18 protein-coding genes, 1 tRNA gene and 1 rRNA gene are annotated in these 25,746 nt (G+C 65.3%); 6 read left to right on the top strand and 14 right to left on the bottom strand.

All coding sequences use genetic code 11. The features are described from left to right. From VFA60_05905 to VFA60_05955, 11 genes are all read right to left on the bottom strand, one after another. Positions 1–388: ribosomal RNA gene (locus tag VFA60_05905) — 16S ribosomal RNA — on the bottom strand; the annotation flags it as partial. A 902-nt stretch (positions 389–1,290) separates the two neighbouring features. Next, positions 1,291–2,064 (bottom strand): hypothetical protein, encoded by a 774-nt coding sequence (locus VFA60_05910; GenBank protein HZQ91307.1) that lies wholly within the window; start codon positions 2,062–2,064, stop codon positions 1,291–1,293. Between the two features lie 72 nt (positions 2,065–2,136). Further along, complete coding sequence (locus VFA60_05915; GenBank protein ID HZQ91308.1) at positions 2,137–2,844, bottom strand: hypothetical protein; 708 nt, start codon at positions 2,842–2,844, stop codon at positions 2,137–2,139. 182 nt (positions 2,845–3,026) lie between these two features. Continuing rightward, a complete protein-coding gene (locus VFA60_05920; GenBank protein HZQ91309.1) occupies positions 3,027–4,259 on the bottom strand; it encodes a divalent metal cation transporter in 1,233 nt (410 codons plus the stop codon). A gap of 25 nt (positions 4,260–4,284) precedes the next feature. Then, complete coding sequence (locus VFA60_05925; GenBank protein HZQ91310.1) at positions 4,285–4,653, bottom strand: hypothetical protein; 369 nt, start codon at positions 4,651–4,653, stop codon at positions 4,285–4,287. 429 nt (positions 4,654–5,082) lie between these two features. Further along, positions 5,083–5,817, bottom strand: coding sequence for a di-trans,poly-cis-decaprenylcistransferase (locus VFA60_05930; protein HZQ91311.1), 735 nt, complete (start codon positions 5,815–5,817; stop codon positions 5,083–5,085). Between the two features lie 144 nt (positions 5,818–5,961). After that, positions 5,962–6,369, bottom strand: coding sequence for a transcriptional regulator (locus VFA60_05935; protein HZQ91312.1), 408 nt, complete (start codon positions 6,367–6,369; stop codon positions 5,962–5,964). 77 nt (positions 6,370–6,446) lie between these two features. Further along, positions 6,447–7,151 carry a hypothetical protein gene (locus VFA60_05940; GenBank protein HZQ91313.1) on the bottom strand — a complete coding sequence of 235 codons (705 nt, stop codon included), beginning with the start codon at positions 7,149–7,151 and terminating at the stop codon, positions 6,447–6,449. 234 nt (positions 7,152–7,385) lie between these two features. Beyond that, entirely contained in the window at positions 7,386–9,410 is a 2,025-nt protein-coding gene (locus VFA60_05945; protein ID HZQ91314.1) for an HD domain-containing phosphohydrolase, read from the bottom strand. A 171-nt stretch (positions 9,411–9,581) separates the two neighbouring features. Then, entirely contained in the window at positions 9,582–11,879 is a 2,298-nt protein-coding gene (locus VFA60_05950) for a PBP1A family penicillin-binding protein (GenBank protein ID HZQ91315.1), read from the bottom strand. Positions 11,880–11,888: 9 nt separating this feature from the next. Further along, a complete protein-coding gene (locus VFA60_05955; GenBank protein HZQ91316.1) occupies positions 11,889–12,392 on the bottom strand; it encodes a nuclear transport factor 2 family protein in 504 nt (167 codons plus the stop codon). Positions 12,393–12,851: 459 nt separating this feature from the next. On the opposite strand from VFA60_05955, the gene tnpA reads away from it, so the two are divergent. Then, on the top strand, positions 12,852–13,301 hold the full coding sequence (gene tnpA, locus VFA60_05960) for an IS200/IS605 family transposase (GenBank protein ID HZQ91317.1): 450 nt from the start codon (positions 12,852–12,854) through the stop codon (positions 13,299–13,301). Between the two features lie 207 nt (positions 13,302–13,508). Here the strand turns inward: tnpA and gatB are convergent, their stop codons facing one another. Continuing rightward, positions 13,509–14,990, bottom strand: coding sequence for an Asp-tRNA(Asn)/Glu-tRNA(Gln) amidotransferase subunit GatB (gene gatB / locus VFA60_05965; protein ID HZQ91318.1), 1,482 nt, complete (start codon positions 14,988–14,990; stop codon positions 13,509–13,511). A 193-nt stretch (positions 14,991–15,183) separates the two neighbouring features. Here gatB and VFA60_05970 point away from each other — a divergent pair. Further along, positions 15,184–15,260 (top strand) — tRNA-Met (locus VFA60_05970). Between the two features lie 217 nt (positions 15,261–15,477). On the opposite strand, the gene VFA60_05975 is transcribed toward VFA60_05970, so the two are convergent. Further along, a complete protein-coding gene (locus tag VFA60_05975; GenBank protein ID HZQ91319.1) occupies positions 15,478–17,727 on the bottom strand; it encodes a protein kinase in 2,250 nt (749 codons plus the stop codon). Between the two features lie 402 nt (positions 17,728–18,129). Between VFA60_05975 and VFA60_05980 the strand changes: the two genes are divergently transcribed. The 3 genes from VFA60_05980 to VFA60_05990 are packed head-to-tail and all read left to right on the top strand — an operon-like array spanning position 18,130 to position 23,058. Next, a complete protein-coding gene (locus VFA60_05980) occupies positions 18,130–20,085 on the top strand; it encodes a TonB-dependent receptor (GenBank protein HZQ91320.1) in 1,956 nt (651 codons plus the stop codon). Next, the gene (locus tag VFA60_05985) at positions 20,060–20,668 is read left to right on the top strand and encodes a YfiR family protein (protein HZQ91321.1); all 609 of its coding nucleotides are present in this window, start codon (positions 20,060–20,062) and stop codon (positions 20,666–20,668) included. Before VFA60_05980 ends, VFA60_05985 begins: the two co-directional genes overlap by 26 nt. 5 nt (positions 20,669–20,673) lie before the next feature. Further along, on the top strand, positions 20,674–23,058 hold the full coding sequence (locus VFA60_05990) for a response regulator (protein HZQ91322.1): 2,385 nt from the start codon (positions 20,674–20,676) through the stop codon (positions 23,056–23,058). 62 nt (positions 23,059–23,120) lie between these two features. Here VFA60_05990 and VFA60_05995 read toward each other — a convergent pair whose 3' ends face one another. After that, on the bottom strand, positions 23,121–24,446 hold the full coding sequence (locus tag VFA60_05995) for a hypothetical protein (GenBank protein HZQ91323.1): 1,326 nt from the start codon (positions 24,444–24,446) through the stop codon (positions 23,121–23,123). 139 nt (positions 24,447–24,585) lie between these two features. Between VFA60_05995 and VFA60_06000 the strand changes: the two genes are divergently transcribed. Next, on the top strand, positions 24,586–25,743 hold the full coding sequence (locus VFA60_06000; GenBank protein HZQ91324.1) for an amidohydrolase family protein: 1,158 nt from the start codon (positions 24,586–24,588) through the stop codon (positions 25,741–25,743). Positions 25,744–25,746 lie beyond the last annotated feature (3 nt).

Below are 25,746 nucleotides of genomic sequence, written 5' to 3' on the forward strand. Positions count from 1 at the left end.
CGTCAGGGTTTCCCCCATTGCGCAAAATTCCCCACTGCTGCCTCCCGTAGGAGTCTGGACCGTGTTTCAGTTCCAGTGTGGCCGTGCGCCCTCTCAGGCCGGCTACCGATCATCGCCTTGGTGGGCCGTTACCCCGCCAACCAGCTAATCGGCCGCGACCCCCTCCTCGAGCGTCTTACCCCTTTGGTCCGCAGGAATTTCACCCGCGGACGTTATGCGGTCTTAGCCCCGGTTTCCCGAGGTTATCCCCCACTCGAGGGTAGGTTAGTCACGTGTTACTCACCCGTTCGCCACTGTACTCAGGGATTGCTCCCCTTTCTCGTTCGACTTGCATGTGTTAGGCACGCCGCCAGCGTTGATTCTGAGCCAGGATCAAACTCTCGTTTGTAACCTGTTCGTCTCCCCGACGGGAAGTCTGAGAGACATACCACGCGGACAAAACCCCGGCCGAAGCCGGAGCGGAATTCCGCGCAGTTTACATATTTGTGAGATCGCTCGGTGCGAACCGAGCCTTCCACCCCGGCCTTGCGGCGCGGGGCATCTCACGACTGGCACGTTCAACCTGTTGTCAAAGACCGACTCGCCTTACGCCTGAGCGGGGCGCTTCAGTCCGAGCGCGATCGCGGCTGACGCCGGACCGCATCCTCGAAACTTGCCATCAGCGACACAGCTGGGACCAGCCGTATGTGGTGGCAAACCCTACAAAAGTACCGCGAATTGCTGCTGGCTGTCAACGCGCCGAAGCGTGGAAAACCACGGCCAGCAGTGGAAAACCAGATACCCCCGCTCATCGCTGAATAAGGGCATCGCGATACGGCCTCGACCGGGCGGCGGCCCTGCTGACTGCAGGCGCACGGCGCCGGAAGGCACTTGGAAGTCTCTCAAAAGATCGCTGGAGGTCTTGCGAATTACCGCTCGAACCCTTCGAAAGCCCAGCTTCCCTGAGAAAGCGCTTTCGAATGCTGACCCGCGGGACGCGCCTGGGGTCAATTTCAGGTGGTCATTATCAGATGCCCGAAAGGGCGCAGGGATTCAAAATCCCGCTGATAAGCCGCCAGATTTTCAGGGTGGCTACCGCTTCGATACCGCTCGGAAAACAGCTCGCGTTACCTGTGGCCACAGCCCAAATGTCGAGTTCTTTTATACCACGCCGGTGTCGACCGCGCAAGGGCGGTTCCCCGCCGAGGCACAGAGGAAACAAGACTTACCGCGGATTCACGCGGACCAGCGCGGACTTGTGAATTCCTTGTTTCTGATCCGCGGGTATCCGCGTTGATCCGCGGCAGGTCCTTAGGGAAATTCCAAGGTCACGAAGCGTGCCGGCGCGTTGCCGATGTTGGTCACCATGTGCGAGACGCCGGCGGGCACCCACCTGATGTCACCGGGCCGCATGTGGACTTCGGTTACCGGCCCACCGTGCGGTTCGTTTTTGAGATGCAGCGCGCTTACGGCGATGACCAGGTGCGGCAGCTTGTGCGTGTGGTGCGGCAGCATGGCGCCGGGATTGATTGTAACTTCGCTGGCCTTCACGCCGTCGCTGACCATGAGGACCTCGGTCATGGCGCCGCGTCCGACTTCGAGGCCGCGCGCGTCTTCCTTCTTTGCCGCGGCGGGCTTGTCCTTTGCGCCCTGCGCGGCGGCGCTCTCACGCTGCGGCTTGAGCACCTCGACGGTCACGTTGCGAAAGGGCGTCGAGGCGTTGTTGATGGCGCGATGGGCGAAGCGGCCCGGAGAGAAATGCGCTTCGCCGTCGGCCAAGTGCAGGCGCTGCTCGGGCCTGCCGGCGGGGGCGTTGGTGACGTCGGCGGCGCCGATGGCCACCCAGAAGTAATCGCGGTCGTGCTGATGCATGAGCGTGGTGGCGTGCGGCGCGACCTCAACCTTGAACACGCGCACGTATTCGTTTTCGAGCGCGAGGTGATGTGAGGGCTCGGCGGTGAGCGGAACGGGAGTGGCTTGCTCCCTCTTCGATTTGTCGCCCTGGTCGATGGCGGAGTAGAAAGCGCAGCCGGTGGAGACCAGGAGCGCAGCAAGGATCAGGGCTGCGATCGAACGCTGTGACATGTCGGGATTGTACAGAAGCGAGTGACCACAGGCGCGACAGCCCGGCCGTGGACGGCTGGGCCCCTTCGCCGTTTACTGGAACACGATCACGATGAAACGCGCCGACTTGTCACTCACGTTGGTGAGCTGATGGGCGATGCCGGCGGGGATGTACTCGACGTGTCCGCTGGCGACTTTGCGCAGGACGGCGCCCTTGCCGTCCACCTTGTCGGAGAGCTGGTAGTCGCTGACGGCGACCAGCATGTGGTCGGTGGCGTGAGTGTGGTGCGAGGTGATGGCGCCCGGGCCCATGGTGACGTCGGAGGCGCAGAAGCGCTGGGTGCAGAACAAATAGCCCTCGGTGACGCATGCGGTCTTGCTGCCGGGATTGCAGTAGCGGGAGGTCGGCTGCCTGGCGGGCTTGGCCTCACCCTGCGGCTCCTTCATCTCGACGTCGGCGGCGCGGAAGGCAGTGTTGGCGTCGTTGTGGACCACGTGCGCAAACGGCGCGCCGGTGACCAGGCGCGTGTCGGCAACCTTGAATTTTCGGGTAATGGGCGCTTCGCCGAGGCGCGTGGCGGTGGTTTGTCCGTCGACCAGCTCGACGGCGACATACTCGCGCTCGTGACGATGGAGCCCGGTCTGCTGGTGCGGCGGGACCTCGGCGATGAAGGCGCGGATGCGCGCGTTCTCGAAGGTCAGCTGGTGGTGCGGCTCGGCTTCGACCGGAACCGGCGTGGCCGGCGTCTGCGCCACGGCGATGGCGCCCAGCAAGAAGAGAACAACGGCGAATCCCCGCATGGCGGGGGATTGTAAATCAGTGGCTAGTGGACAGTGGACAGCAAAGGGCTTACCGCTTCCGGGCTGTCCGCCGCCGGCTCCCGGCCTTGCGCTTTCCGCCTTGCGCGTTGCGCAGCGATTGCAGAGCGAAGCGCCGATTGTGCCATGGCTATCCGCTTTTCACTCTCCACTATTCGCCGCGTTCAGATCTTCCACCACAGATACGCGACCGACGCCGCCAACAGGCCGCCGGCGGCGGCGCCGATCCAGAAATTCTGGGCGACGGTGTTGGTCGTCTTCATGATGCGGCGGTCGTTACCGATGAGCACGAGGAAGGCGAGCGTGGGAATGAGGCAGAGGCCGGCCAGGATCATGGCCCAGTAGAGCGCGTGCACCGGGTTGATGGGCAGAAAGGCCGCGGCGCCGGCGACGAACATGCTCCCCGAGATCAGCGCGTAGAAGCCCTTCGCCTCCCAGGGATTTTCGCTGAGGCCGTACTTCCAGCCGACCGCCTGCGCCAGGTCGTAGCACATCGAGGAGACGAGCACGGGCAGGGCCACCAGGCCCGATCCGATGATGCCGATGGCGAAGACCAGCGTGCCCCAGTCGCCCACGGCGGGACGCAGCGCCTCGGCAGCCTGGCGCGTGGTCATGTCGGCGGGATGCGGCAGGCGCAGCACCGCGCCCGCGGCGACGATGATGCTGAACGCAAGCAGCGTGCTGACGAGGGTGGCCAGGTGCGCGTCGGCGCGCGAGGGCTCGTGCCCGGGGTCGCTGCGCGAGCTCACCTGCCAGAGCAGGATGTAGGGCGTGAGCAGCGAGCCGAACAGGGCGACGATGGCTTCCACGTAATCGGGCATGGTGCGCACGTGCGGCACCAGGATGTCGTGCAGCAGCTTCGCCGGCGCCGGCATGACGAGAAACGCGGCGACCATATAGAGGTAGAGCGGCGCCGAGATGAGCACCAGCGCGCGCGTGATGCGCCGGTAATCGTGGAAGATGAGGATGTACCACACCGAGAACGCGGTGCCGGCGACGAAGTACATGCGCGGCTGGCGCAGGATGATGGCGAAGCCCTCGGAGACGGCCATGGTGTCAGCAATGATGACGACCAGGTTGGTGATGATGGTCACGCCGGCGCCGATGAGCGCCCAGCTGCGCCCGTAGTTGTCGCGCACGATGTCGAGCAGCCCCTGCCGCGTTTCCGTGCCGATGCGCGCGGCAACCTCGAAGATGGTGAGCAGGAACGGCACGCACAGGATCACCACCCAGAGCACCGAGCCGCCGAAGGCCGCGCCCGCCACCGTCGCCGTCACGACGGCCGAGGGATCGAGGTCGGCCGCGCCGGTCACCAGGCCGGGCCCAATGCGGCGCAGCGAGGCCAGGATTTCGCGCCCCGTACCGGGCGGCGGCTGCGCCTGGGGGAAGCGCACCACGTTCGAGGGCGGCTTCGCCTGCCCTTTAGGGGATCCTGGGGAGTTCACTCTGAAGGTCTCGCTCGATGCGGCGCTCGTGCCACAAACGCAGCGGGCGGCTGTACGTGATGATCCCGAAGGCGGTGATCGCGGCCAGCAGGAACCCGCTGCTGATGCCGAGGAAGAACTTGCTGGCGCCGGTGCGCGCGATGATGGCGATCACCTCGGCATTCGCCGGCGTGACCAGCAGGGCCACGGCGAGCACCCACATGCCCAGGCCGGCGAGCAGGCCGGTGACGTTCTTGGCCCAGCGCCCGCGGGCGTGGTACTCGGCGAAGAGCGAGAAGCCGTAGGTCACCAGGCCGACGATCACGACGAAATTGCCGATCAGAGAGATAGCTGTTCCCGCGTCCATGGGTGGTAGGACGCGAAAAGCTCGTTTCGCGTTTCCCGTTTCGCGTTTCGCGCAATTGTGCGGGCGGCGGAGGTCAGGCCGGCGCAGTGTGCTGGCGTGCCGACGGGCGACGGCGCCGGTCGCTACATCGTGAACCGCGGTTTTCGAGTTTCAAGTTTCGAGTTTCACGTCGCTGCAGCCGGCGACAGGAGGGGCGGCAGGCTTGCGATGGCTGCCGCCGAGGGGGCGCCGCTTCACGAACTGGAAACTCGAAACATGAAAATCGAAACCGCTGCTCGTTCCCCGCTCTCCGCGAGCGGCACTTAGCAGTTAGCAGTTAGCAATTAGCATTTGGCCCCTGAACCTCCGAAATGGAATGAAAAACCAACGGCAAAATCCTCCGCTTCGTCCTTGCTGGCCGGGACGGACCTGACGGCCAAATGCCAATTGCTAAGTGCTGAGTGCAGGAACGGGCAAATGGTTGATCCGCTCCTCGAGAGCATCCGGCACCGCGCCGAAGCGGCGCTGCCGGCGATGAAATTCGGCGACGGCGGCGGCCAAATCGTCGGCGTCGAAGTCGGGCCACCAGCGCGGCGAAAAAACCAGTTCAGCGTAGGCGGCCTCCCACAGCAGGAAGTCGGAGAGCCGCTGCTCGCCGCCGGTGCGGACAATCAGGTCGACGTCCGGGCTGGGACCGTCGAGGTTCATGGCGGCGCCGAGCACGCGGGCAAAGCCGGCGGGCGTGGCCGCCTCGGGAGTATGCATGGCGCGCGCAGCGGCCAGCAGCGTGCCGCGGGCGCTGTAGTCCACCGCCACGCGGAGGTGGAGCTTTGTGCCGTTCGCCAGCTGCGATTCGGCGCGGCGCATCTCGCGCAGCACCGACTGCGGCAGGCGGTCGCGGCGTCCGATGATGGAGAGCTTGACGCCGTTGGCGCGCAGCTCGGCGACCTCGGAGCGCAAGTACGACTGGAACAGACGCATGAGCGCGACCACTTCAGCGCGCGGGCGCTTCCAGTTGTCACTGGAGAAGGCGTAAAGAGTGAGGGTCGAGATGCCCAGATCGGGAGCGGCCTCGACCACGCGCCGCACCGAGCGCGCGCCGGCGCGGTGTCCCGCCACGCGGGGCAGCCCCTGCGACTGCGCCCAGCGGCCGTTGCCGTCCATGATGATGCCCACGTGGATCATGAAAGAGTCCTTTGTAGAGTAAAGTGCCGAGGCAAAAAAATTTGCGTTTCCGGTACGGCGCTGCGGGCCACGACCGAAGAAGCAGCCCGGGGAGATGGTCCAGTGGTGTTGGCTGGCAGCCAGCAGCGAGCAGCCAGCAGCGATTTATCCACGCGCCACACGGATCAGCGCCTCCATCTCGTCGAGGTAACGCTCCAGCGCTTTGCGGCCCTGGGCGGTGAGGCGGTACTCGGTGCGCGGCACGCGCCCGTCGAAACCTTTGATGCACTGCACGTACTCGGCTTCCTCCAGCTTGCGGGCGTGCACGCTCAGGTTGCCGTCGGTGGTGTTGAGCAGCTGCTTGAGGTCGTTGAAGGTGAGCGCCTTGTTGACCGCCAGGGCGCTGACCATGCCGAGGCGGATGCGCTCGTGGATGAGGCGGTCGAGTTCGCCGGCGGCCGCGGGCATTTCGGGACGCGGCGCGGGCGAGGTCTCGCGCGCAGGACGCGGGCGGCCAGCTTCGGCGCTCCGCGTCCGAAGGGGCGATGTTTCGCGACGATTGAGACGCTTCATAACAAACTCCCTCAAGGCGCTTTCCCTTTTTCCGCTTTCCGCCGGAGCGCCGCCGGTGGAAGAAGCGTTCGCCGGCGCTAGCCGCCGTAGCGCCGGGCAATGATCCAGCCAAAAACGATGTGCAGGCCGCCGAAGCCGGCCGCCATCAGCAAATTCGAGGCGGGCGGGGTGGTGAACAGCGCCAGCGCGCCCACAGCCATGAAGCAAAGTCCCATGACCGGCACCACGCGCACCGAAAATGCTCCCGCGGTGACGACACCGGCGCCGTAGAGCAGCATCCAGTTGCCGGGCAGCAGGTGGCGCATGCCGTGGGTGTGCAGCACGGCGGTGAGCAGGGCGCCGACGGCCAGCGGCGGCGCGAAGCTGAGCGCGAACTGGCGTCCCGGCTCGGAGAAGAGCGGCACCTTGGCGCGGCGCGCCTTTTCGCGCAGAGAAATGATGGCGATGACCAGCGCCAGCAGCGCCTCGGCCAGCCAGATTTCCAGCCAGCGGTCGTCAATTTGGAGTGCGGTCGCGTGCCGCTGGGCCAGCAGCGCCGCCGCCAGGGCGCTGACGCCGAGAGCCACGATGCCCCATCCGGGGACGGCGGTGAAGGCCCCGGCGCGCTCCATGGTCTGGCGGATGTAACGCAGATCTTCGATCAGAGAACCGCGGGAGGGCGGGGCCCCGGCACGGGGCGCGGAGGCCCCTGGCGCCGCCAAGTCCACGGCCGGAGCGTTTTCCGGAGGGTCGGCGACGAGGCGCCGGCGAATGCGGTGTCCGCCGCTGGGCTGGTCAGCCATCGGCGCCTACTATGACGCAGAGTTGGGTGCCTGTCAAGTACTTTGCAATGCAAAGCAAGCGGCCCCGGACGGCGTCTTCCACGCACGGCTGCTTGAGGGCGGCCGGCTGCTCGCCGACGAAGGCGGGGGGCCGCCGGGCCGGCTTCATGCTGAGCACGCCGTCGGCGCCGTCGCGCGCCAAGAGCGCGCGCTCCCGGGGTGACGCCTTCCGAAAAGCGGGAGGAGCGAGAGGAACTAGTACGGATACGGCTCGATCTTCCACTTTTCAAAAACTTTGGCATCGAGGAAGACCTTGAAGAGTTCGGGGTCGAGTTCGCCGTCCTTGACCGAATAGCCGAGGATTTCCAGGGCGCGCTCGGTGGAGACCGCTTTCTTGTACGGACGGTCGCTGGCAGCGAGCGCGTCGAAGATGTCGGAGATAGTCATCATGCGCGTCTGCACGGGAATCTCCGGGGCCGACAGCTTGTAGGGGTAGCCGCTGCCGTTGAGCTTTTCGTGATGTCCGCGCGCGATCATGGGCACGTTCCTGATCTCCTTCGTCCAGGGAATCTGGATGAGGAAATTGAAGGTGTGGACCACGTGCGACTCGATCTGGCGGCGCTCGGAGTCGTCGAGGGAGCCCTTGCGGATGGAGAGCAGGCGCACTTCGTCCATGGTGAGCAGCGGGCGCTCGTTGCCCTCAAAGTCGGAATAGTGGTGCGCGGCGATGTCGAGCAGCGCCTCGAAGTGCCCTTCGGCGAGCACGGTGGGCTCGTTGGATGAGGCGATGATCTTCAGGAAGTCGTCGATCTGCCGGATGTGCTCGGCGGTCTCCTTGTCGAATTCGGCGGTCCTGGCGGCGTACTGGTCGAGGCCCTTCTCCAGAACGTAGTCGAGCCGATTGCGCAGCATGCCGGCTTCGATGGTGCGCTTGACCAGCTGGAAGCGCTGCTGGATGAGCTCGTACTGAGACGGATACAGCTTCTTCGCCTTCACCAGCACTTCTTCGCGCACGCCGACCTTGCCGAAATCGTGCAGCAGGGCGGCGTAGCGGATTTCGCGCATCTGGCTGCGCGAGAACCTCAGGCCGGCGTAGGGCCCGCTGGTGGCGCGGTCTACGGCTTCGGCCAGCGCGACCGTGAGGTTGGAGACGCGGAACGAGTGGCCGCTGGTGGTGGGGTCGCGCGCTTCGATGGCGATGACCGAGGCGCGCACAAAGCCTTCCAACATGGCCTGGATCTCTTCGTAGAGGCGGCTGTTCTCCAGCGCGACCGCGGCCTGGCTGGCCAGCGATGCCACCACTTCCTGCTGATGCAAGGTGTACGGGACGACAGCGGCTTCGACGGCGTCGGCCGAGGTGAGGCGAGAGGCGGGATCGCGCTTGGCGTTGATGAGCTGAATCACGCCCAGCATTTCGCCGTGCTGATTGCGCATGGGCACGGCAAGAATGCTCTTGGTGCGGTAGCCGGAGTCTTCGTCGAACTTGCGATTGATGGTGTAGGGCGCCGCCGGAGGCATCTCGTACGCATCTTCCACGTTGACGGCGTCGCCGCTCAGCGCGACGTAGCCGGCGATGGACTCCTGGCTGATCTCCATGGTGCGCTCGCGGAATGGGAGCGCGACCGAGTCGTTCTGCGCCAGCTTGAAGCGCAACTGCTTCTTCGGCTCTTCCGCGACGTCGGGATGGCCGTCCACGACGGGCAAGGCCTTGTTCTTCGGCCCGGCTTCGGGGATGTCTTCCACCAGGTACAGCGAACCGGCGTCGCTGGAGGTGATCTCGCGCGACTTGGTGAGGATCAGTTCGAGCAGCGTGGCGGTGTCGTGCTCGGCCGAGAGCGCCGCGCCGATACGGTTGAGTTCGTTGATCTCGCGGGTGGCGCCGGCCAGCCGTTCGCTGGCTTCAAAGCGCGTGTGCAGCAGGTTGATGTGGTCGAGCGCGTTGTCCACCAGGCGCTCCAGCAGCGCAGGCGGCGTGCGCCGCGGCGCGTAGGCGTAAACGGCGCCGTCGAGACGCGGATCGCGGAAGCGCTCGTCGGAGAGCGCCAGCACGCGGACGTTCGGCATGCGAACACGCTCATAGTGTTCCGCCAGCAGTTTTTCCGACGACGTGACCACCACCCACTCGCCCTCGCGCAGGTCGTGCTCATCGGGCACAAACTTCATCCGGCGGTAGCGATTCACGCCCGCCAGCGCGTTCTTGCCGGCGTCATCGTGCTCAAAATAAAGGACGCGCGGCTGGTGCTGCGAGGCGGCCGGCGAGGTTGTGGTGGCAACGCTCATGCGTGGCGTTTACCGCCCGCGAGCGGGAAAAACGCAGGAAATCGGGCGGAGACGGGGAACTATAGCAGAGAGATGTCGGGTTCTGAGCGGGTTTTAGGAGGGGTATGGCACTAAGGTAATACGGCGAAGCGTGGGTTTGCCGGCAATTCCGCAGCTCGGCAGTCCGGCAATTCAGTGGCTCTTCCCGTCGCCCGGATTGTGATCGGGCGTGTCGACCTTTTGGGCGAGGGCGTTGGGCGGCGGCGGCGCCATAAAATCTTCGTGGTCGCGCCCGGTGAGGGCCGCTTTCATGAACTGGATCCAGATGGGCAGCGCGGCCAGCGCGCCGGTTTCTTTGTTGCCGAGCGTCTTCTTCTCGTCGAAACCCACCCACACGCCGCAGGTGATCGAGGGCGAGAAGCCGACGAACCACGCGTCGGTGAAGTCGTTGGTAGTGCCGGTCTTGCCGCCGAGCGGATGCTGGAGCTTCGACGCGCTGAACGCGGTGCCGTGCTGCACCACCTCCTGCAGCATGCTGGTCATGACGCGCGCGGTGCGTGCGCTGATGACGTCGCGCACTTCGGGGTAGTCCTCTTCCAGCACGTGGCCTTCGTAGTCGGTGACCTTGCGGATGTAGCGCGGCGAGACGCGCACGCCGTCGTTGGGAAAGGTGCTGAACGCGGCGGTCTGCTCGATGAGCGTGATCTCGGCCGCGCCCAGCACGATCGGCAAATACTGCGGGATGTTCGACGTGATGCCGAACCTGCGCGCCATCTCGATGACCTTCTTCACCGAGACGCTCTCGGCGATCTTCAGCGCTGGAATGTTGCGCGACTGCGCCAGCGCGCGGCGGTAGGTGATGCGGCCTTCGTACTTGCCGTCGTAGTTGTGCGGCGTGTAGGCGCCAGACGCGGTCATGAAGGTGATGGGGGCGTCGAGGACAACGTCATCCGGCGTGGCGCCGTCGTCAATGGCGGTGGTGTACACATAGGGCTTAAACGAGGAGCCGACCTGGCGCAGGGCCTGCGTGGCGCGGTTGAATTTCGAGTCCTGGAAACTGCGGCCGCCGACCATGGCCTTGACGTCGCCGGTGGAGTTGTCCATGGCGAGCAGCGCGCCCTGCACGCCGGAGTCCTGCTCGAGCGAGGCGTGGAGGGTGCCGTCGGGCGCGACCTGCTGGACTTTCACGTAGGCGAGGTCGCCGGGCGTGAGGATTTCCGAGGGGGAGGTGTGGCCGGTCCACTTGATGTCGTCGCGCGAGAGCATGGCGCGCCAGCGCCCGATGCGCAGCGTGGCCTGCGAGTTGGTCGCTTCGAGCACGAGCGCGTTGGTGTAGGCGCCAGGCTCGAGGATCATGTCCCAGTCGGGATCGTGGTAGCTCTCCAGCGTGGGTGGCGCGCCCGACGTCGAGTTCGGATCGGGCGCTGTGAGCACATTGCGCAGGCGGCCTTTCCATCCGTGGCGGCGCTCGTAGGCGGCGAGGCCATCGAGCAGCGCCTGGTTCGCCGCCTTCTGCAGGTCGAGGTTCAGCGACGTGTAGACGCGCAGGCCGCCGGTGTGAACTTCCTCGGCTCCGTATTTCTTCTCCAGGATGCGGCGCACTTCCTCCACGAAATACGGCGCCGGGCCCGCGGTTGACGGCTGCGGATTGAGCTTGAGCGGCGCCGCCTTGGCGCGGCGCGCTTCCTCGGCGGTGATCTTGCCGTCTTCCAGCATGTTGTTGATCACCAGGTTCCGGCGGCGCAGGGCGCGCTCGGGATTGTTGATGGGCGAATAGAAATTCGGCGCCTTGGGCAGCGCGGCCAGCGTGGCCGCTTCTTCCAGCGTGAGATCTTTGGCCTTCTTGCCGAAGTAGAACTCGGCGCCGGCCTCGAAGCCGTAGACGCCGTGTCCGAGGAAGATCTGGTTGGCGTAGAGGGTGAAGATCTGTTCCTTGGTGAAGCGGCGTTCGATTTGCAGCGCCAGCATGGCTTCCTGAATCTTGCGGCGGAAGTTGCGGTCGGGCGAGAGAAACAGGTTGCGCGAAAGCTGCATGGTGAGCGTGCTGGCGCCCTGCGCGCGGCTGCCCGAGGCGATGTCGCGATAAGCGGCGCCCACGATGCGCCAGAAGTCCACGCCCCAGTGGGTCTCGAATTCCTTGTCTTCGATGGAGATGAGGGCGTCGCGCAGCACCTTGGGAAAATCGTTGTAGCCGGCGATCACGCGGCGCTGGAGGGCGAACGAGCCGACCACGCGTCCCTGGTCGTCGTAGACCTCGGTGACGGCGCTGGGGCGGTAACGCTCCAGCTCATTCACCTGCGGCAGTTCGGTGGAGTAAACCAGCAGCAGCCCGGTGAAGGCGCCGACGGCGGCGGCGGCGAGCACCAGCAATCCGAAGACGAAGCGACCGACGAATTTCCGCCCGCCCACCTGCACTTCAGGGAGATCGGAATAGAGCGACTGCATCACGGGAGTTTCTGTCGCGGAGAAGAGCAGGATAGCATGCTTCATTCCCTCCACTCAGAGCGGCTGCTTCTTCCAGCGCTGTTGCGGCGCGGGGTCGTCCCGCATGTGGTGGAAAATCTTCCACTCGCCGTTGGGCTGCTTGCGGACTACGTTGAGATAGGCGCCCTTGTTGGTCACGGTAACGGTCTTGCCTTCGCGGGTCAGTTCCCACGAAACGTTGTCGTGCCCCCATACGTAGGCGGTCGAGCCTGATCCGCCGACTTCCTCGCAGGTGACTTCCATGCTGGTGACTTTGGTCGGCGGCGCACCGGCTGGAAACCAGAAGTTGTCCACATGCTTGCGGCCAACCCGCGGCGCGTCGCCGTGATGAGGCAGCAGGACCTGATCGGCGACGAACACGGAGCGAACGCCGTCGGCGTCACCGGCGAGCCAAGCGTCGCGGTACTTCTGGTGCAGCTGCCGGATGTGCTGGACGTCGAGGGCGGTGAGCGGCGCGTCGGCGGCGAATGCGGCCGAAGAACAACAGATGAGCAGGACGGCAAGGCGGCGCAGGGTCATGGTGACCTCCTGGTGTGAGCTGCGGAATTGGACGAGCAGGAAGGCACGGCGGCTCAGAGAATTTCGCGGCGGGGCTGTATGTTGCCGCCAGCCGGCCGTGCCGCTCGCTTCGCGAGCTTGTTCCACTTCACTCGCTAAACCCCAGCTTACGCTGTGGGCTACGAAACTGCCGCTGGCTTCGCCAGCTCACAACTGAGACGACGATGCCTGATCCGAAGTAAGACACAACGGTGGCGCCTGCGGCAGAGCGGGCGCCAAGCTGCCCCAGCCGGCGAAGCCAGCGGCAGTTCAAGAGCCGTCACCTTAAACTGCATTTGGTGACGCACCCTGGCGCGACGCAACAACCTCCTGCCAAATTCGGCACAGCTGGCGAAGCCAGCGGCAGCCTAGTAGCCCACAGCGTAAGCTGTGGGACCCCGAGGCAAGATGGGGCGAAGCTCGCGAAGCGAGCGACACGGCATGCCGCGCACCTACACCAACCTTCTCACACACATTATCTTCAGCACAAAGAACCGGCTCCCGCAGATTCGGGCGGAGATGAAGCGCGACCTGCACGCGTACCTCTGGGGCATCGCCACGAAAACGGCCGGCGTTCCCGTCGCGATCAACGGCATGCCCGATCATGTTCATTTGCTGATCAGCCTGCGGCCGGACGTGTCCGCGTCGGAGGCAGTTCGCGTCTTGAAATCGAATTCGTCCAAGTGGGCGCATGAGGAATTAGGTCAGCCCCGGTTTGCATGGCAGCTTGGGTTCTCGGCGTTCAGCGTGAGCAAGTCGAATGTGGCGGCGGTGGCGAAATACATCGCCGAACAGGAAGAACACCACCAGAAGATGACGTTCCAGCATGAGTTGATTTCGTTCCTGAAGAAGAACGGGATTGAGTACGATGAGCGTTACATCTGGCAATAGCGTTTGTGCCGCTCGCTTCGCGAGCTTGGCTTCATCTCGCCCGATTACCCACAGCTTACGCTGTGGGCTACTCAATTGCCGCTGGCTTCGCCAGCTGTGCGTAATGGCCCAAAGCAGGGTGCTCGCGTCGAGATGTGATACGGCATGGAAGCGTCTGAACGCTGAACTCGCCCGAGCAGCCAGAGATCCCTCACCGCGCCCGGGATCTTAGGAAGAGAGCTTCTTCCCCAGCAGCTCATTGACCAGCGCAGGATTCGCCTGGCCCTTGGACGCTTTCATGACCTGGCCGACGAAGAAGGCTTTCACGGTCGTCTTGCCGGCGCGGTACTGCTCGAGCTGCTTGGGATTGGAGGCGAGCACGTCGTCAATGATCTTTTCCAAGGCGGAGGTGTCGCTGGACTGCCGCGGGCGGCCCTCTTCGTCGTACACGGCGGGGAAATCCCTGCCGCGCTCGAAGGCCAGGTCGTAGAGGTCTTTGAGCATCTTGCCGGAGATGGCGCCGGCCTCGACCAGGTCAGCCGAGGCGGCCACGCCGGCCATGCTGATGGGCGACTGCTCGATCGTGAGGTTACGCGCTTTCAAACGTCCCTGAAGTTCGCTCTGCACGAGATTGGCGACGCGCTTGGGATTTTTCGCGGCGCGGGCGGCCGACTCGAACTGGTCGGCGAGCGTTTTGCTCATGGTGAGCACGGCGGCGTCCTGCTCGGTGATGCCGTACTCGCTGACCATGCGCTTGCGGCGCGCCTCGGGGAGCTCAGGCAGAGCTTCTTTGATCTGCACGATCCACGCCGAATCCACGACCAGCGGGAGCAGGTCGGGTTCGGGGAAATAGCGGTAGTCGTGCGCCTGTTCCTTGGAGCGCATGCCATAGGTCTTGCCTTCAGCGGAGTTGAACAGGCGCGTCTCCTGCTGGACGCGCCCGCCGGATTCGAGCACCTCGACGTGGCGCTCGATCTCGTACTCCAGCGCCTGGCGGATGAAGCGGAACGAGTTCACGTTCTTCACTTCCGTCTTGGCGCCGAATTCCTTCTGGCCGCGCGGGCGCACGCTGACGTTGGCGTCGCAGCGCAGCGAGCCCTCTTCCATGTTCACGTCGCTCACGCCCGTATAAAGGATGATTTCTTTCAGGCGCGTGAGGTATTCGTAGGCTTCGTCGGGCGAGGAGAGGTCGGGCTCGCTCACGATCTCGATGAGCGGCACCCCGCTGCGGTTCAGGTCGATGTAGCTGTGGTCCCACGAATCGGGGAAGCCCTCGTGCATGCTCTTGCCGGCGTCTTCTTCCAGGTGAAGGCGGGTGATGCCGATGCGTTTGTTTCCGCCGCCGGCGGCGGGAATATCAATGTGGCCGAACTCGGCGAGCGGCTTGTCGTACTGCGAGATCTGGTAGCCCTTGGGCAGGTCGGGATAAAAGTAGTTCTTGCGCGCGAAGATCGAGTTCTCGTTGACGCGGCAGTTCAGCGCCATGGCCGCGAGCACGGCAAATTCGACCGCCTTCTGGTTCAGGACGGGCAGCGCGCCGGGCAGACCCAGGCAGACGGGGCAGACGCTGGTGTTGGGCGGCGCGCCAAAACGGGTGGAGCAGGCGCAGAATATCTTGGTCGCCGTCAGCAGCTGGACGTGGACCTCCAGGCCGATGACCGGCTCGTACTTGGCCGCGGCGGCGTGCATGTCGGCCGAGATGGTGGCCATAAGAGGACGATTATAGCGGTTGCATTTGCCGGCGACGGAGCAGCGGAGAGCGGTGAGCGGACCGCCATCGCGGTTTGACACTCGCGAATTGCGGACTCTAGAATCAGGCTGGGCGCGCAGATTGCGCTCGTCAGCTTCTGTTCTGACGCGGCCGCTTCGGGCGGCCTCCCTCCTGCAGGCCTTCAAGTGAAATGGCGGGGTAGCTCAGGTGGTTAGAGCGAGGGTCTCATAATCCCTAGGTCGTTGGTTCGAGTCCAACCCCCGCCACCAGCGTTCTAAATTCTTCGCCAGTTGAATGGACCGGCAACGACTCGCGGTCTTGGGCGAGGCGCGCACGCCCAACATCGCCGGCCTGTTGGTGGCAGTGATGACGAACCATGCGAACGCCGCGCAAGGAGCGGGCCGATGAACACGCAACCGGACGCCAGGAACGCATTGCGGCTGGAAGCGCCGGCGGCGGCAGCCGCTGCCATCTCGCCGCGGCGAGCTATCCGGCCGGCGCGGACTCGGGCTTGTCCGGATAGAGGCGGTCAAATTCCGGTTCGCCATGCAGAAGGTTCAGGTCGGGATCGCGGCGGGCCCACGCGGAATCTCGAAAGCCGGCTTCCCACGCCTTGCGCAGAGTTTCCATTGCTTCCGTTTTCTTTTTCAAATAGCAGTACACGCAGGCTGCGTTGTAGAGAATGGAAGCTTCGTTGGCGCGCAAGGTCATGGCCAGGTTGAGCTCGCGGAGCGCATCGTCGGCCCGTTCGGAGAAGGCGTAGATGCCGGCCAGCAGGATGCGCGCCCGCGCGTCTTCCGGCACCTGTTTCAGGTGGTTTTCGAACGCCGCCACCTGGCGATGCGTCATGTTGCGCTTGGCTTCTTCCTTGCCCAGGGCGCTGAGCGAATTCACGATGGGAACGTAGACGTTGTAGTCTTCGCCGCTTGCCTCGATGGCGGTTTCGGCCACGTCGATCACTTCCTGATAGCGTCCGGAGGCGAACAGCGCGCGGCAGAGCAGGTAGTAGGCGCCTTCGCAGTCGCGCTTGCGCTCGATGGCCTTCTTCACCATGCGCACGGCTTCGTCGTGCAGTTCGGCGGCGTACAGCACCCAGGCCTGGCTGACCTGCACTTCCGGCAGGTCCCAGCGCAGCGCCACTGCCTTGCCGGACGCTTCGCGCGCGCGCTCCACCCATAGCTGGTCGCGGCTGTAATTGCAGTAAAACATGGCGCAGGCGTTGGCGCAGGCGGCGTAGGCGAGCGCGAAGCTGGGATCGATCGCCACCGCGTTCTCAAACATCTGCAGCGCGAACTCCAGGTCCTGGCGCGTCTGGCGGCGCGCGTAGCGCTTGCCGCGCAGGTAGAGGTCGTAGGCCTGCAGGTTCTCGGTCGGCTTGATGGCCAGCGCTTCGAGTTCTTCCGGCGACAGGGTGACGCGCAGGGCTTCGGCGATCTTGCGCGCCATTTCGTCCTGCACCTCGAAGACGTCTTTCATCTCGCGGTCGAAGCGCTCCGACCAAAGGGGGAAGTCGGTGCGCGTGTCCACCAACTGCGCGTTGATGCGCAGGCGGGCGCCGGCGCGGCGGAGGGTGCCGGTGAGCGCGTACGCGGCGCCAAGCTGTTGCCCGATCTGCTGCGGCGTGACCTGTTTATCGCGGAAGGCGAGCACGGTGGGACGCGAAAAGATGTTGAGCCCGCGGATCTTTGAGAGTTCCGTGATCACGTCTTCGGTGATGCCGTCGCGAAGATACTCGTCTTCCTTGGCCCCGCTCAGATTTTCGAAATAAAGGACGGCGACCGACTTCCCGGAGTGCTTCGTCGCGCCGGGATCGGAATCGTGCTTGTCCTTTGCCCCTTTGCGTTTCGATTGCAGATCGCGCCTGAGGCGGCTGAGGTCGGTCTTCAGTTCGGTGGCCGTCTGGCAGCGCAGCGTGCGATCTTTTTCCAGCACTTTTTCGAGGATGCGGACAAAATCTTCGGGCAGGGAGGGGTTCAGCTCGCCGGCGGGCCGCGGTTCGCGGTTCAGGATGGCGTCGAAGACGACGGCCGAGGTCTCGCCGGGAAACGGCAGCGTTCCGGTGGCGAGCTGGTAGAGCACCGTCCCGGTCGAGAAGATGTCGGTGCGCGCGTCCACCAATTGCCCGCGCGCCTGCTCCGGGGACATGTAGGAGACCGTGCCGACCGCCGAACCTGGCGACGTGAGGTTGTGGTTGGAAACCATCGTGTCGCCGGCGGCGGGGTCCTGCGGCAGGTCGCTGGTGCTGACCTTGGCGAGGCCGAAGTCGAGGATCTTCACCTGCCCGCGATCGGTGACGAACAGGTTCGCCGGCTTGATGTCGCGGTGCACGATGCCTTTGGCGTGCGCCGATTCCAGCGCGTCGGCAATCTGAATGGCGAGCGGCAGGAGCTTTTCCATCTCCATCGGCTGGCGCGTCATGACTTCGGCCAGCGTCTTGCCTTCCAGCAGCTCCATCACGATGAAATGCCGGCGCTCGTGCTGGGCGATGGCGTGGATGGTGCAGATGTTGGGATGATTCAGCGACGAAGCCGCGCGCGCTTCACGCTGGAAGCGCTCGAGCAAGTGGCTGTCCTGCGCCATTTCGGCGGGGAGGAACTTGAGCGCGACATGGCGGCCGAGCTGCGAGTCCTGGGCCTCGTACACCACGCCCATGCCGCCCGAGCCCAGCTTGCGAAGGATCTTGTAGTGCAGCAACGACTGGCCGACGGCAACAGGATCAACGCTTGAGAGTTCCATTGTTGTTCGCCGGTTGGATGGTATGTGCCGGGGGAAAGGGGCGTCAAGAAGCCCAATTCCGACCTGCCGGCCTGACTGGTGGGAAGCGCCTGTGCGCCCGAGTCTCAACCCGAGAAACCCTCTGGTCCCAAAGCGGCACGTCGCGTCGCCACTCCAATTTGAAACCGGCGAACCTTCTCTTTTCGCTGATTCGCGGCGCGGCCGCGCGCGCCCTGTACGAGAATCGCCGCGAACGAGTCCAGCATGCTTGTCCGCTGCCGCGGCCTTTCACGCACCCAGCTTACTGCCGGCGTTGCCGGCCCTATGGACGGCGACGCGTGGGCGGTTCTGCGTTGGCCAACGCTGAAGCCGAAGCGGGCGCGGCGCCGGCCGCTCTTTTCTGTCGTCGCAACTGTCTCCTTCGTGCTCCTGGGTTTCTTGTTCGCCGGCGCCGAGGACCCGCCCGCGGGCTCCGATCTCTCGCCGCTCACGGCCATGTCGCTCGAACAGCTGGGCAATCTGACCGTGACGTCCGCTTCGAAGACGCCCGAGCAGCTGTGGCACACGCCGGCTGCGATCTTTGTGATCACGCGCGACGACATTCGCCGTTCCGGCGCCACCAGCGTGGCCGACGTTCTGCGCCTCGCGCCCGGCGTCGAAGTCGCGCAAATTGATTCCGATAAGTGGGCCATTGGCGTCCGCGGCTTCCAGGGGCGCCTCTCGCGCGCGGTGCTGGTGCTGATTGACGGCCGCTCGGTCTACACCCCGCTGTTCGCCGGCGTTTACTGGGAGGTGCAGGACACGCTGCTGGAAGACATTGATCGCATCGAGGTGATCCGCGGGCCGGGCGGCACGGTGTGGGGCGCCAACGCGGTGGACGGCGTGATCAACATCATCACGCGCAGCTCGCGGGAATCGGCCGGCAACATGATGGCGGTGGGCGGCGGCAACGTGGAACGTGGCTTCCTGCACGTCCGCTCGGGGGCCGACCTGGGCCGTTTCAGCTATCGCGTCTACGGCAAGGCCTTCGGACGCTCGCCGCAATATCACCGCGATGGCCGCGACTTTGACGCGTGGCAGATGGGGCAGGGCGGCTTCCGCGTGGACTGGAGCACGGGCCTGCGCGACAGCGTGACGATCGCGGGCGATACCTACGGCACCGTGGCCGGACAGATGCAGGGCATCAGCACTTACGTCCCCGCGGCGCTGACCAACGTGCAAGGCGACGGATACTTCTTCGGACAAAACCTGCTTGCCCGGTGGCGGCGCACGTTCAGTTCCGCGTCGGACATACAGGCGCAGGCGTATGTGGATCGCACCGACCGCCACGAGCTGAACTTCCGCGAGCGGCGCACGACGCTGGACCTGGACTTCGTCCATCATCTGGCCGTGCCGCGTCAGCAGCTCGTGTGGGGCCTGGGAGTTCGCACCAGCCCCAGCCAATACACGCAGACCGTCATGACGGCGGACTTTTCGCCGCATCACCACACGTACAACATCTTCAGCGGCTTCGCGCAGAACGAGGTGGCGCTGGTTCCCGGGCGTCTGGCGCTGACCGCCGGGGCCAAGCTGGAGCACAACAGCTTCAGCGGCTTCGAACTCCAGCCGAGCGGGCGCCTGTTGTGGACGCCGGGCGCGCACCAGGCGGTGTGGGGCGCGGTGACGCGAGCGGTGCGCACGCCGTCGCGCGTGGAAGACGGCTTCCAGTTCACCTCGTTCGCGCTCAACTCCGTGCTGCCCGTCTTCACGCGGCTGATCGGCGACGGCCAGTTCGTTTCCGAGAAACTTTACGGCTACGAACTCGGATACCGCACGCTCCTGGGCCAGGCGGTCTATCTCGACGTCGCCGGCTACTACAACGAGCACGACGATCTGCTCAGCGTGCAGGCGGGCAGCATCTTCCGCGAGAACACGCCGGCGCCGCATTTCGTCTTGCCGCTTTTTTTCCGAAACAAAGTGCGCGCCATCACCAAGGGCGTCGAGGTTTCTCCTGTCTGGCAGCTGAAAACCGGCGTCCGGCTGAAGGGCTCGTATTCCTTCCTCCGGCTCGACGGCGGCGGCGTGAGCGTGGCTCCGACCGTGACGCAACTGGAAGGCGGCAGCCCCCGGCACAAGCTCGTCGTGCAGGGCTCGTTCGATATGCCAAAGCGCTTCGAGCTGGACCTGGCCTACCGCTACGTGAGCGCCCTGCCCGATCTGCGGGTGGCCGCGTATTCCACCGCCGACGTGCGCTTTGGCTGGCGCCCAGCGCGGCACTTCGAACTCTCGATTGCCGGGCAGAACCTGCTGCAGCCCGAGCACGCCGAGTACGGCGGCGATCCGGGACCGCTGGTGGGAATCAAGCGCAGCGCTTATGCCAAGCTCACCTGGACCCGATAGCCGGCGCCGTCTCCGCCCGTTTTTCCGGGCCGGGATTTCCCACGCAACCGCGCTCCTGATCGTCTGTCTGCTGGGCGCGCCGCCGCTGCGGCTGCGGGCGCAAGCCGCGCCGGCCGAGTACGAAGTGAAGGCCGCCTTCCTTTTCAACTTCCTCAAGTTCACCGAGTGGCCGGAGGAATCGGCCGGCGGCGTGCATGCGCCGCTCACCATCGCGGTGCTGGGCCGCGATCCGTTCGGCAAGACGCTCGACCAGATGCTCGCCGATAAGACCGTGCGCGGCCGCAAGGTCGTGGTCCGCCGCGTTTCCAGCGTGGACGAGGCGATCGCGTGTCCGATCATCTTCGTCGGCGGCGGCAACGAGCATCGCCTGGCCGAGCTGGTCAAGGCACTGGAAGGCCGGAGCGTCCTCACGGTCGGAGAGTCCAGCGGCTTTGCGCAGCAGGGCGGCGTGATCGCGCTGCGGGTGGAAGACAACAAGGTCCGCTTCGACGTGAACCTGCAGGCGGCCGAGCGCGCGCGCCTCACCCTGAGTTCGCAGCTGCTCAAACTCGCCCACATCGTCAACGAGGCGCCGCGGAGCTGACCGGCATGGAGTTCCTCGCGAACCGCCCGGTGCGCTTCAAGCTGATGGCCAGCATGCTGCTGGTGACCGGCATCGCGCTGCTGCTGGCCTGCGCCGCCTTTCTGGTGGTGGATTTGCTCTCCCTTCGCGACGGCCTGGTGCGCGGCGTCCGGACGCAGGGCGAGATCATCGCCTCCAATACGACTTCCGCCATTCTCTTCGACGATGCCGCCGCGGCCCGGGGCACGCTGGCGGCGCTGCGAGCCGAGCCGCAGATTTCCGCCGCCGCGATCTACCGCCGCGACGGCGCGCTCTTCGCCACGTATTCACGCACACAGACCAGCGATGCGGCTGTACCGCCTCGGCTCGGCGAGTTTGCCGATCGCTTCGAGTTTGCCGGCGACCGGCTGATCGTGACCCGGCCGATCGTCTCCGACGGCGAGGTCGTGGGCGGCCTGTTTGTCGAGGCCGACCTGGCGGTGTTGTACACGCGCTTCCGCCGCTACGGCCTCACCGCCACACTCGTGCTGGCGGCGGCCTTCGCCATTTCGCTCGGCATTTCGGCGCGCGCGCAGCGCGTGATCTGCGGGCCGATCCAGAGGCTCACGGAGCTGGCGCGGAGAATCTCGGTGGAAAAGGACTACGCCGCCCGCATCCACGCGCCCGGACATGACGAACTCGGGCAGCTCGGGCGTACCTTCAACGGCATGCTCGACCAGCTCGTGGCCGACATCGAAGCGCGCACGCGCGCCGAGAACGAGGTGCGCCTGCTGAACGAGCAGCTCGAGGAACGCGTGGCGGTCCGAACGGCGCAATTGGCCGCCGCCAACCGCGAGCTGGCAGCTTCGGCCGCGCACATCGCGCAGCAGAACCAGGAGCTGGAACTTCGCCGCCGCGAGGCGGAGCGGGCCACGCAGCTGAAGAGCGCGTTTCTCGCCAGCATGAGCCACGAGCTGCGGACGCCGCTCAATGCCATCCTCGGGTTTTCCGAACTTATCCTCGACAACGCCCAGCAGCTCACCGAGAAGCAGCGCCGCTGGATGGGCCACATCCGCACCGCCGGCAAGCACCTGCTGCAGCTGATCAACGACATCCTCGACCTCTCCAAGATCGAGTCCGGGCAGCTCACCCTCTCCATCGAAGACTTCCTGCTCGACGAGGCCCTGCCCGAGGTCCTCTCCATCATCAAGCCGCTGGCGATGTCCAAGCACATCGCGGTGACCAGGGAAGTTCAGCCGGGGCTCACCGTGCGCGCCGACCGCACGCGCCTGAAACAGGTGGTCTACAACCTGCTGAGCAACGCGGTGAAGTTCACGCCCGACCACGGGCGCGTGGCCATCGCCTCATCGTGCCGCGACGAATTCGTCACCATTTCTGTCTCCGACACCGGCATCGGCATTGCGCCTGATGATCAGAAGGTCGTCTTCGAGGAATTCCGCCAGGTGGGCGAGAGCACGCGCGGAACGAAAGAAGGGACGGGACTGGGGCTGGCCATTGCCAAGCGGCTCATCGAGCGGCAGGGTGGGACCATCTGGCTGGAGAGCGAGTTGGGCAAGGGCACAACTTTCCGCTTCACGCTTCCCCTGGCGCCGGCAGCGGCAGAAACGCCTGCGCCGCCCGAAGGCGCGCCCGAGCGCGTACTGCCGTCAACCCCGGTCCGGGTCCTGGTGGCCGACGATGACACGGCGGCGGTGGAGCTGCTTCGGCATCACCTCGAGTCGGCGGGCTACGAAGTGTTTGCCGCGTCATGCGGCGCGGAAGCGGTTCGCCTGGCGGCCGAGCTGCGCCCCAGCGCCGTGACGCTCGACATCATGATGCCCAACGGCGGCGGATGGGACACGCTGCACCAGTTGCGGCTCGACCCCCGCACCGCCGACATTCCCGTCGTCGTCGTTTCGGTGCTCGACCGGGCCACCTGCGGGCTGCTGCTGGGCGTGAGCGATTACCTGGTAAAACCGGTGCCGCGTGACGTGCTGCTCAATTCCATTCGCAAGCACACGGCCCGCAGCACGCCCGCGCAGCGCGTGCTGGTGGTGGACGACAATCCCGCCGACCTTCAGCTCGTCGGCGAAGCGCTGACCTCGGCAGGCTACGCTGTTTCCTCGGCCCATGATGGCGCAGCCGCCCTCGCCATGCTGGAGAAGAGCCGGCCCGACTTCGTCCTGCTGGACCTCATCATGCCCGGCATGGACGGCTTCCAGGTGCTGCAGCGCATCCGGCAGAATCCGGATTTGTGCGAGCTGCCGGTCTTCGTGCTCACCGGCAAAGACTTGACGCGAGCGGAAATGGACGTCCTGCGCCGCGATGCCGAAGGCTGCTTCCAGAAGGGCGAGAACTGGAAGAGCGACCTCATCGCCCGGCTAAGGACCCTGGCCGCTTCCGACCGTTCGAAGGAAAAAGCGCTGGCCTGAGCTCAGCTGGCCTTGCGCAGGCCGACCGGCTTCACAGGAATTTCAGCAGTTACAACCGCGAGTCAGGAACTCGCGGCGCGGACGGCACAAGGGTTGGATGTTCCACCCGCGCAAGGGAGAAAGAAATTCACGGCCGCGTCGGATGTTTGGACGAACTGGGCTGATGCCGGTCGCGCTCCGCCCGGCGCGGGCTCCGCACCCGGGGCCGCTGCTTTGGCGCCCGGCGACGGCGCCGCCGCACCACCCGCCACCGGGCTGGTCGCGTTCTGCTCCGGCAGCGGATAGATACCAAGCGCGCGGGCTGCCGCCACATCCACCATGAGCTGGTGTTCGTTGTCGGTCTTCTGTAGCCACTCCTGGGCGCGCTTTTCCGCTGCGGCGAAGCTGCCCTGCGGCAGCACGGTCAGGTCCAGGTAAAGCGTTTCAGTCGAATCCGGGCCGTAGCGCACGCCCACGAACGCGTGCCCGGGAACGATGATCACCACCGGCCGCATGCCCAGGTTCTCGATGGCGGAGGCGAACAGCACCGAGACGTCCATGCAGTTGGCGTTGCTCAGTTGCAGCGTTTCGCTGGGCAGCCGGATGCGCTGCGCCTGATTGATGAATTCGCCGTAGACGAAGATACTGCTCACGTAGCTGATGCCGCTGCGCTTCAGCGCGCGGAAAACGGCCTCGGCCTGCTGGCGCACCTGGCGCTTCATCGCCGCTGGAGTCGCCTCCGGCGGGAAGTTGTATCCGCCCAGCCTCCCGCGCGGAAGATACTGGCGCGCCTGCGAAACAAGGCGCATCACCGCGGGATCGTGCGGCGTGATCCAGCGCACCACGTATTGCGCGTTGGCGAACTTCTGTCCCCAGAACAGCTCGGCGCCGGAGTGCAGCAGCACGGGGCGCGTATCGGCAAACAGGGTTTCGCCATTTGGCGCCGCGACGCGCACCGAAAGCGTCGCGCGCCGCACCTCGCTGTTGCTGTACGCCGCCGGCAGAAGCTCGGGATTGAGCCGCACCGGCCGCGCCTCGCGCGGTCCGATGACGGCGGTGATGATGCTCGGCCGCGTCCAGTCACGAACTTCGGCGCTGATGGTAACGAGCACGGGCCGGTCCGAGGCGTTGGTCACGGTCAGCACCGCCACGGGCCAGTACTCGGCGGCCGAGCTGCCCACCAGCGCGGGAAAGATTTCGCCGCGCCCGGGCAGATCGAGCGTGTACTGCAACAGCAGCGGCGACACGGGCGCCAGCCTGGCGCGCACCGGCCCGGGTTTCGGAGCGGGCTTTTGCAGCAGGCGCGCGACATACACCCACGTGGCGCCCAGCGATATGCCCAGCACGACGGTTGAAACGAAAAAAACAGCGGCAAGGACCGCCAGGGCCCGGTGAGAGAGACGAACCATGCTTCGCCAGGGATTAGATGCTCTGAATCCGGGAGAGACACCGGTTTGGGGGCGTTGAGTACAATCAGCAGCTAAGCGGCGAATGCAAAATGCGTGCTTTTCATTTCGCAATTTTGCATTCCACGGACCAAACTCACCCATGAACCAGAGAACCGCATTCATCCTCACTCTGCTCTGCGTACTGACCATCGTCACGCAGGCCCAGTCTCCCCAAACGCCCGGCCTGATACGGCCGCGTCCGGCTGAGGGCCGGCAGCCGGAGTGGCCGCCGCCCAGCATCCGCGAATATCAGCCGCGCTCGACGCTGGTGACGCCGCAGCACCTGGTGCCGCGCGCCAAGTTCCCGGTGATTGACATACACAGCCACCACCCGACGCCGATCTCGCCAGAACAGTACGAGAAGGTGGTGAAGGCGCTCGATGCGCTCAACATCCGGTACATTGTGAACCTGAGCGGCGGATCGGGAGAACGCCTGCGGCAGGGGCTGGCCGTGATCAAGAACAGTCCCTATCCCGGACGCATGGTGCTGTTCGCCAACGTTAACTTCAGCGACGTGGGCCCGGGCTTCGGCGAGCGCGCCGCCAAGCAACTGGAGGAAGACATCAAGGCGGGCGCCGTCGGGCTGAAGATTTTCAAGAACCTCGGTCTGCACGCGCGCAAGGCCGACGGCTCGCGGCTGAAGGTGGACGATCCCGAGCTGGACCCGATCTGGGAAAAGTGCGCCGAGCTGAACGTGCCGGTGCTGATCCACGTGGCCGACCCGCAGGAATTCTTCGAGCCCATCGACTACCACAACGAGCGCTGGCTGGAGCTGGCGCTGTATCCCGACCGGCGCTACCAGGACCGGTCACGCTTCCCGTCGTTCGAGGAGCTGGTGACGGAGCGCAACAACATGTTCGCGCGGCATCCGCGGACCAAGTTCATCCTGGCGCACTTCGGGTGGCACGCCAACGACCTGGCGCGCTTGAGCCAGCTGCTCGATCGCCTGCCGAATGTGTATCCGGAGGTCGCCGCCGTGCTCTACGACTTTGGCCGGCAGCCGCGCGCCGCGCGCGCGTTCTTCCTGAAATACCAGGACCGCATTCTGTTTGGAAAAGACAGCTTCCAGCCCGACGAGTATCCGTACTACTGGCGCGTATTCGAGACGGGGGACGAATACTTCGACTACTACCGCGATTATCACGCTTTCTGGAAGCTGTACGGGCTCGACCTGCCCGACGATGTACTGAAGAAGCTCTACTACAAGAACGCGCTCAGGATCACGCCCGGCCTGCCGCACAACGGCTGGCCGGAGTAGCGC

The sequence above is a fragment of the Terriglobales bacterium genome (assembly GCA_035651995.1).
In the GTDB taxonomy this organism is placed as follows: domain Bacteria; phylum Acidobacteriota; class Terriglobia; order Terriglobales; family Acidobacteriaceae; genus DASRER01.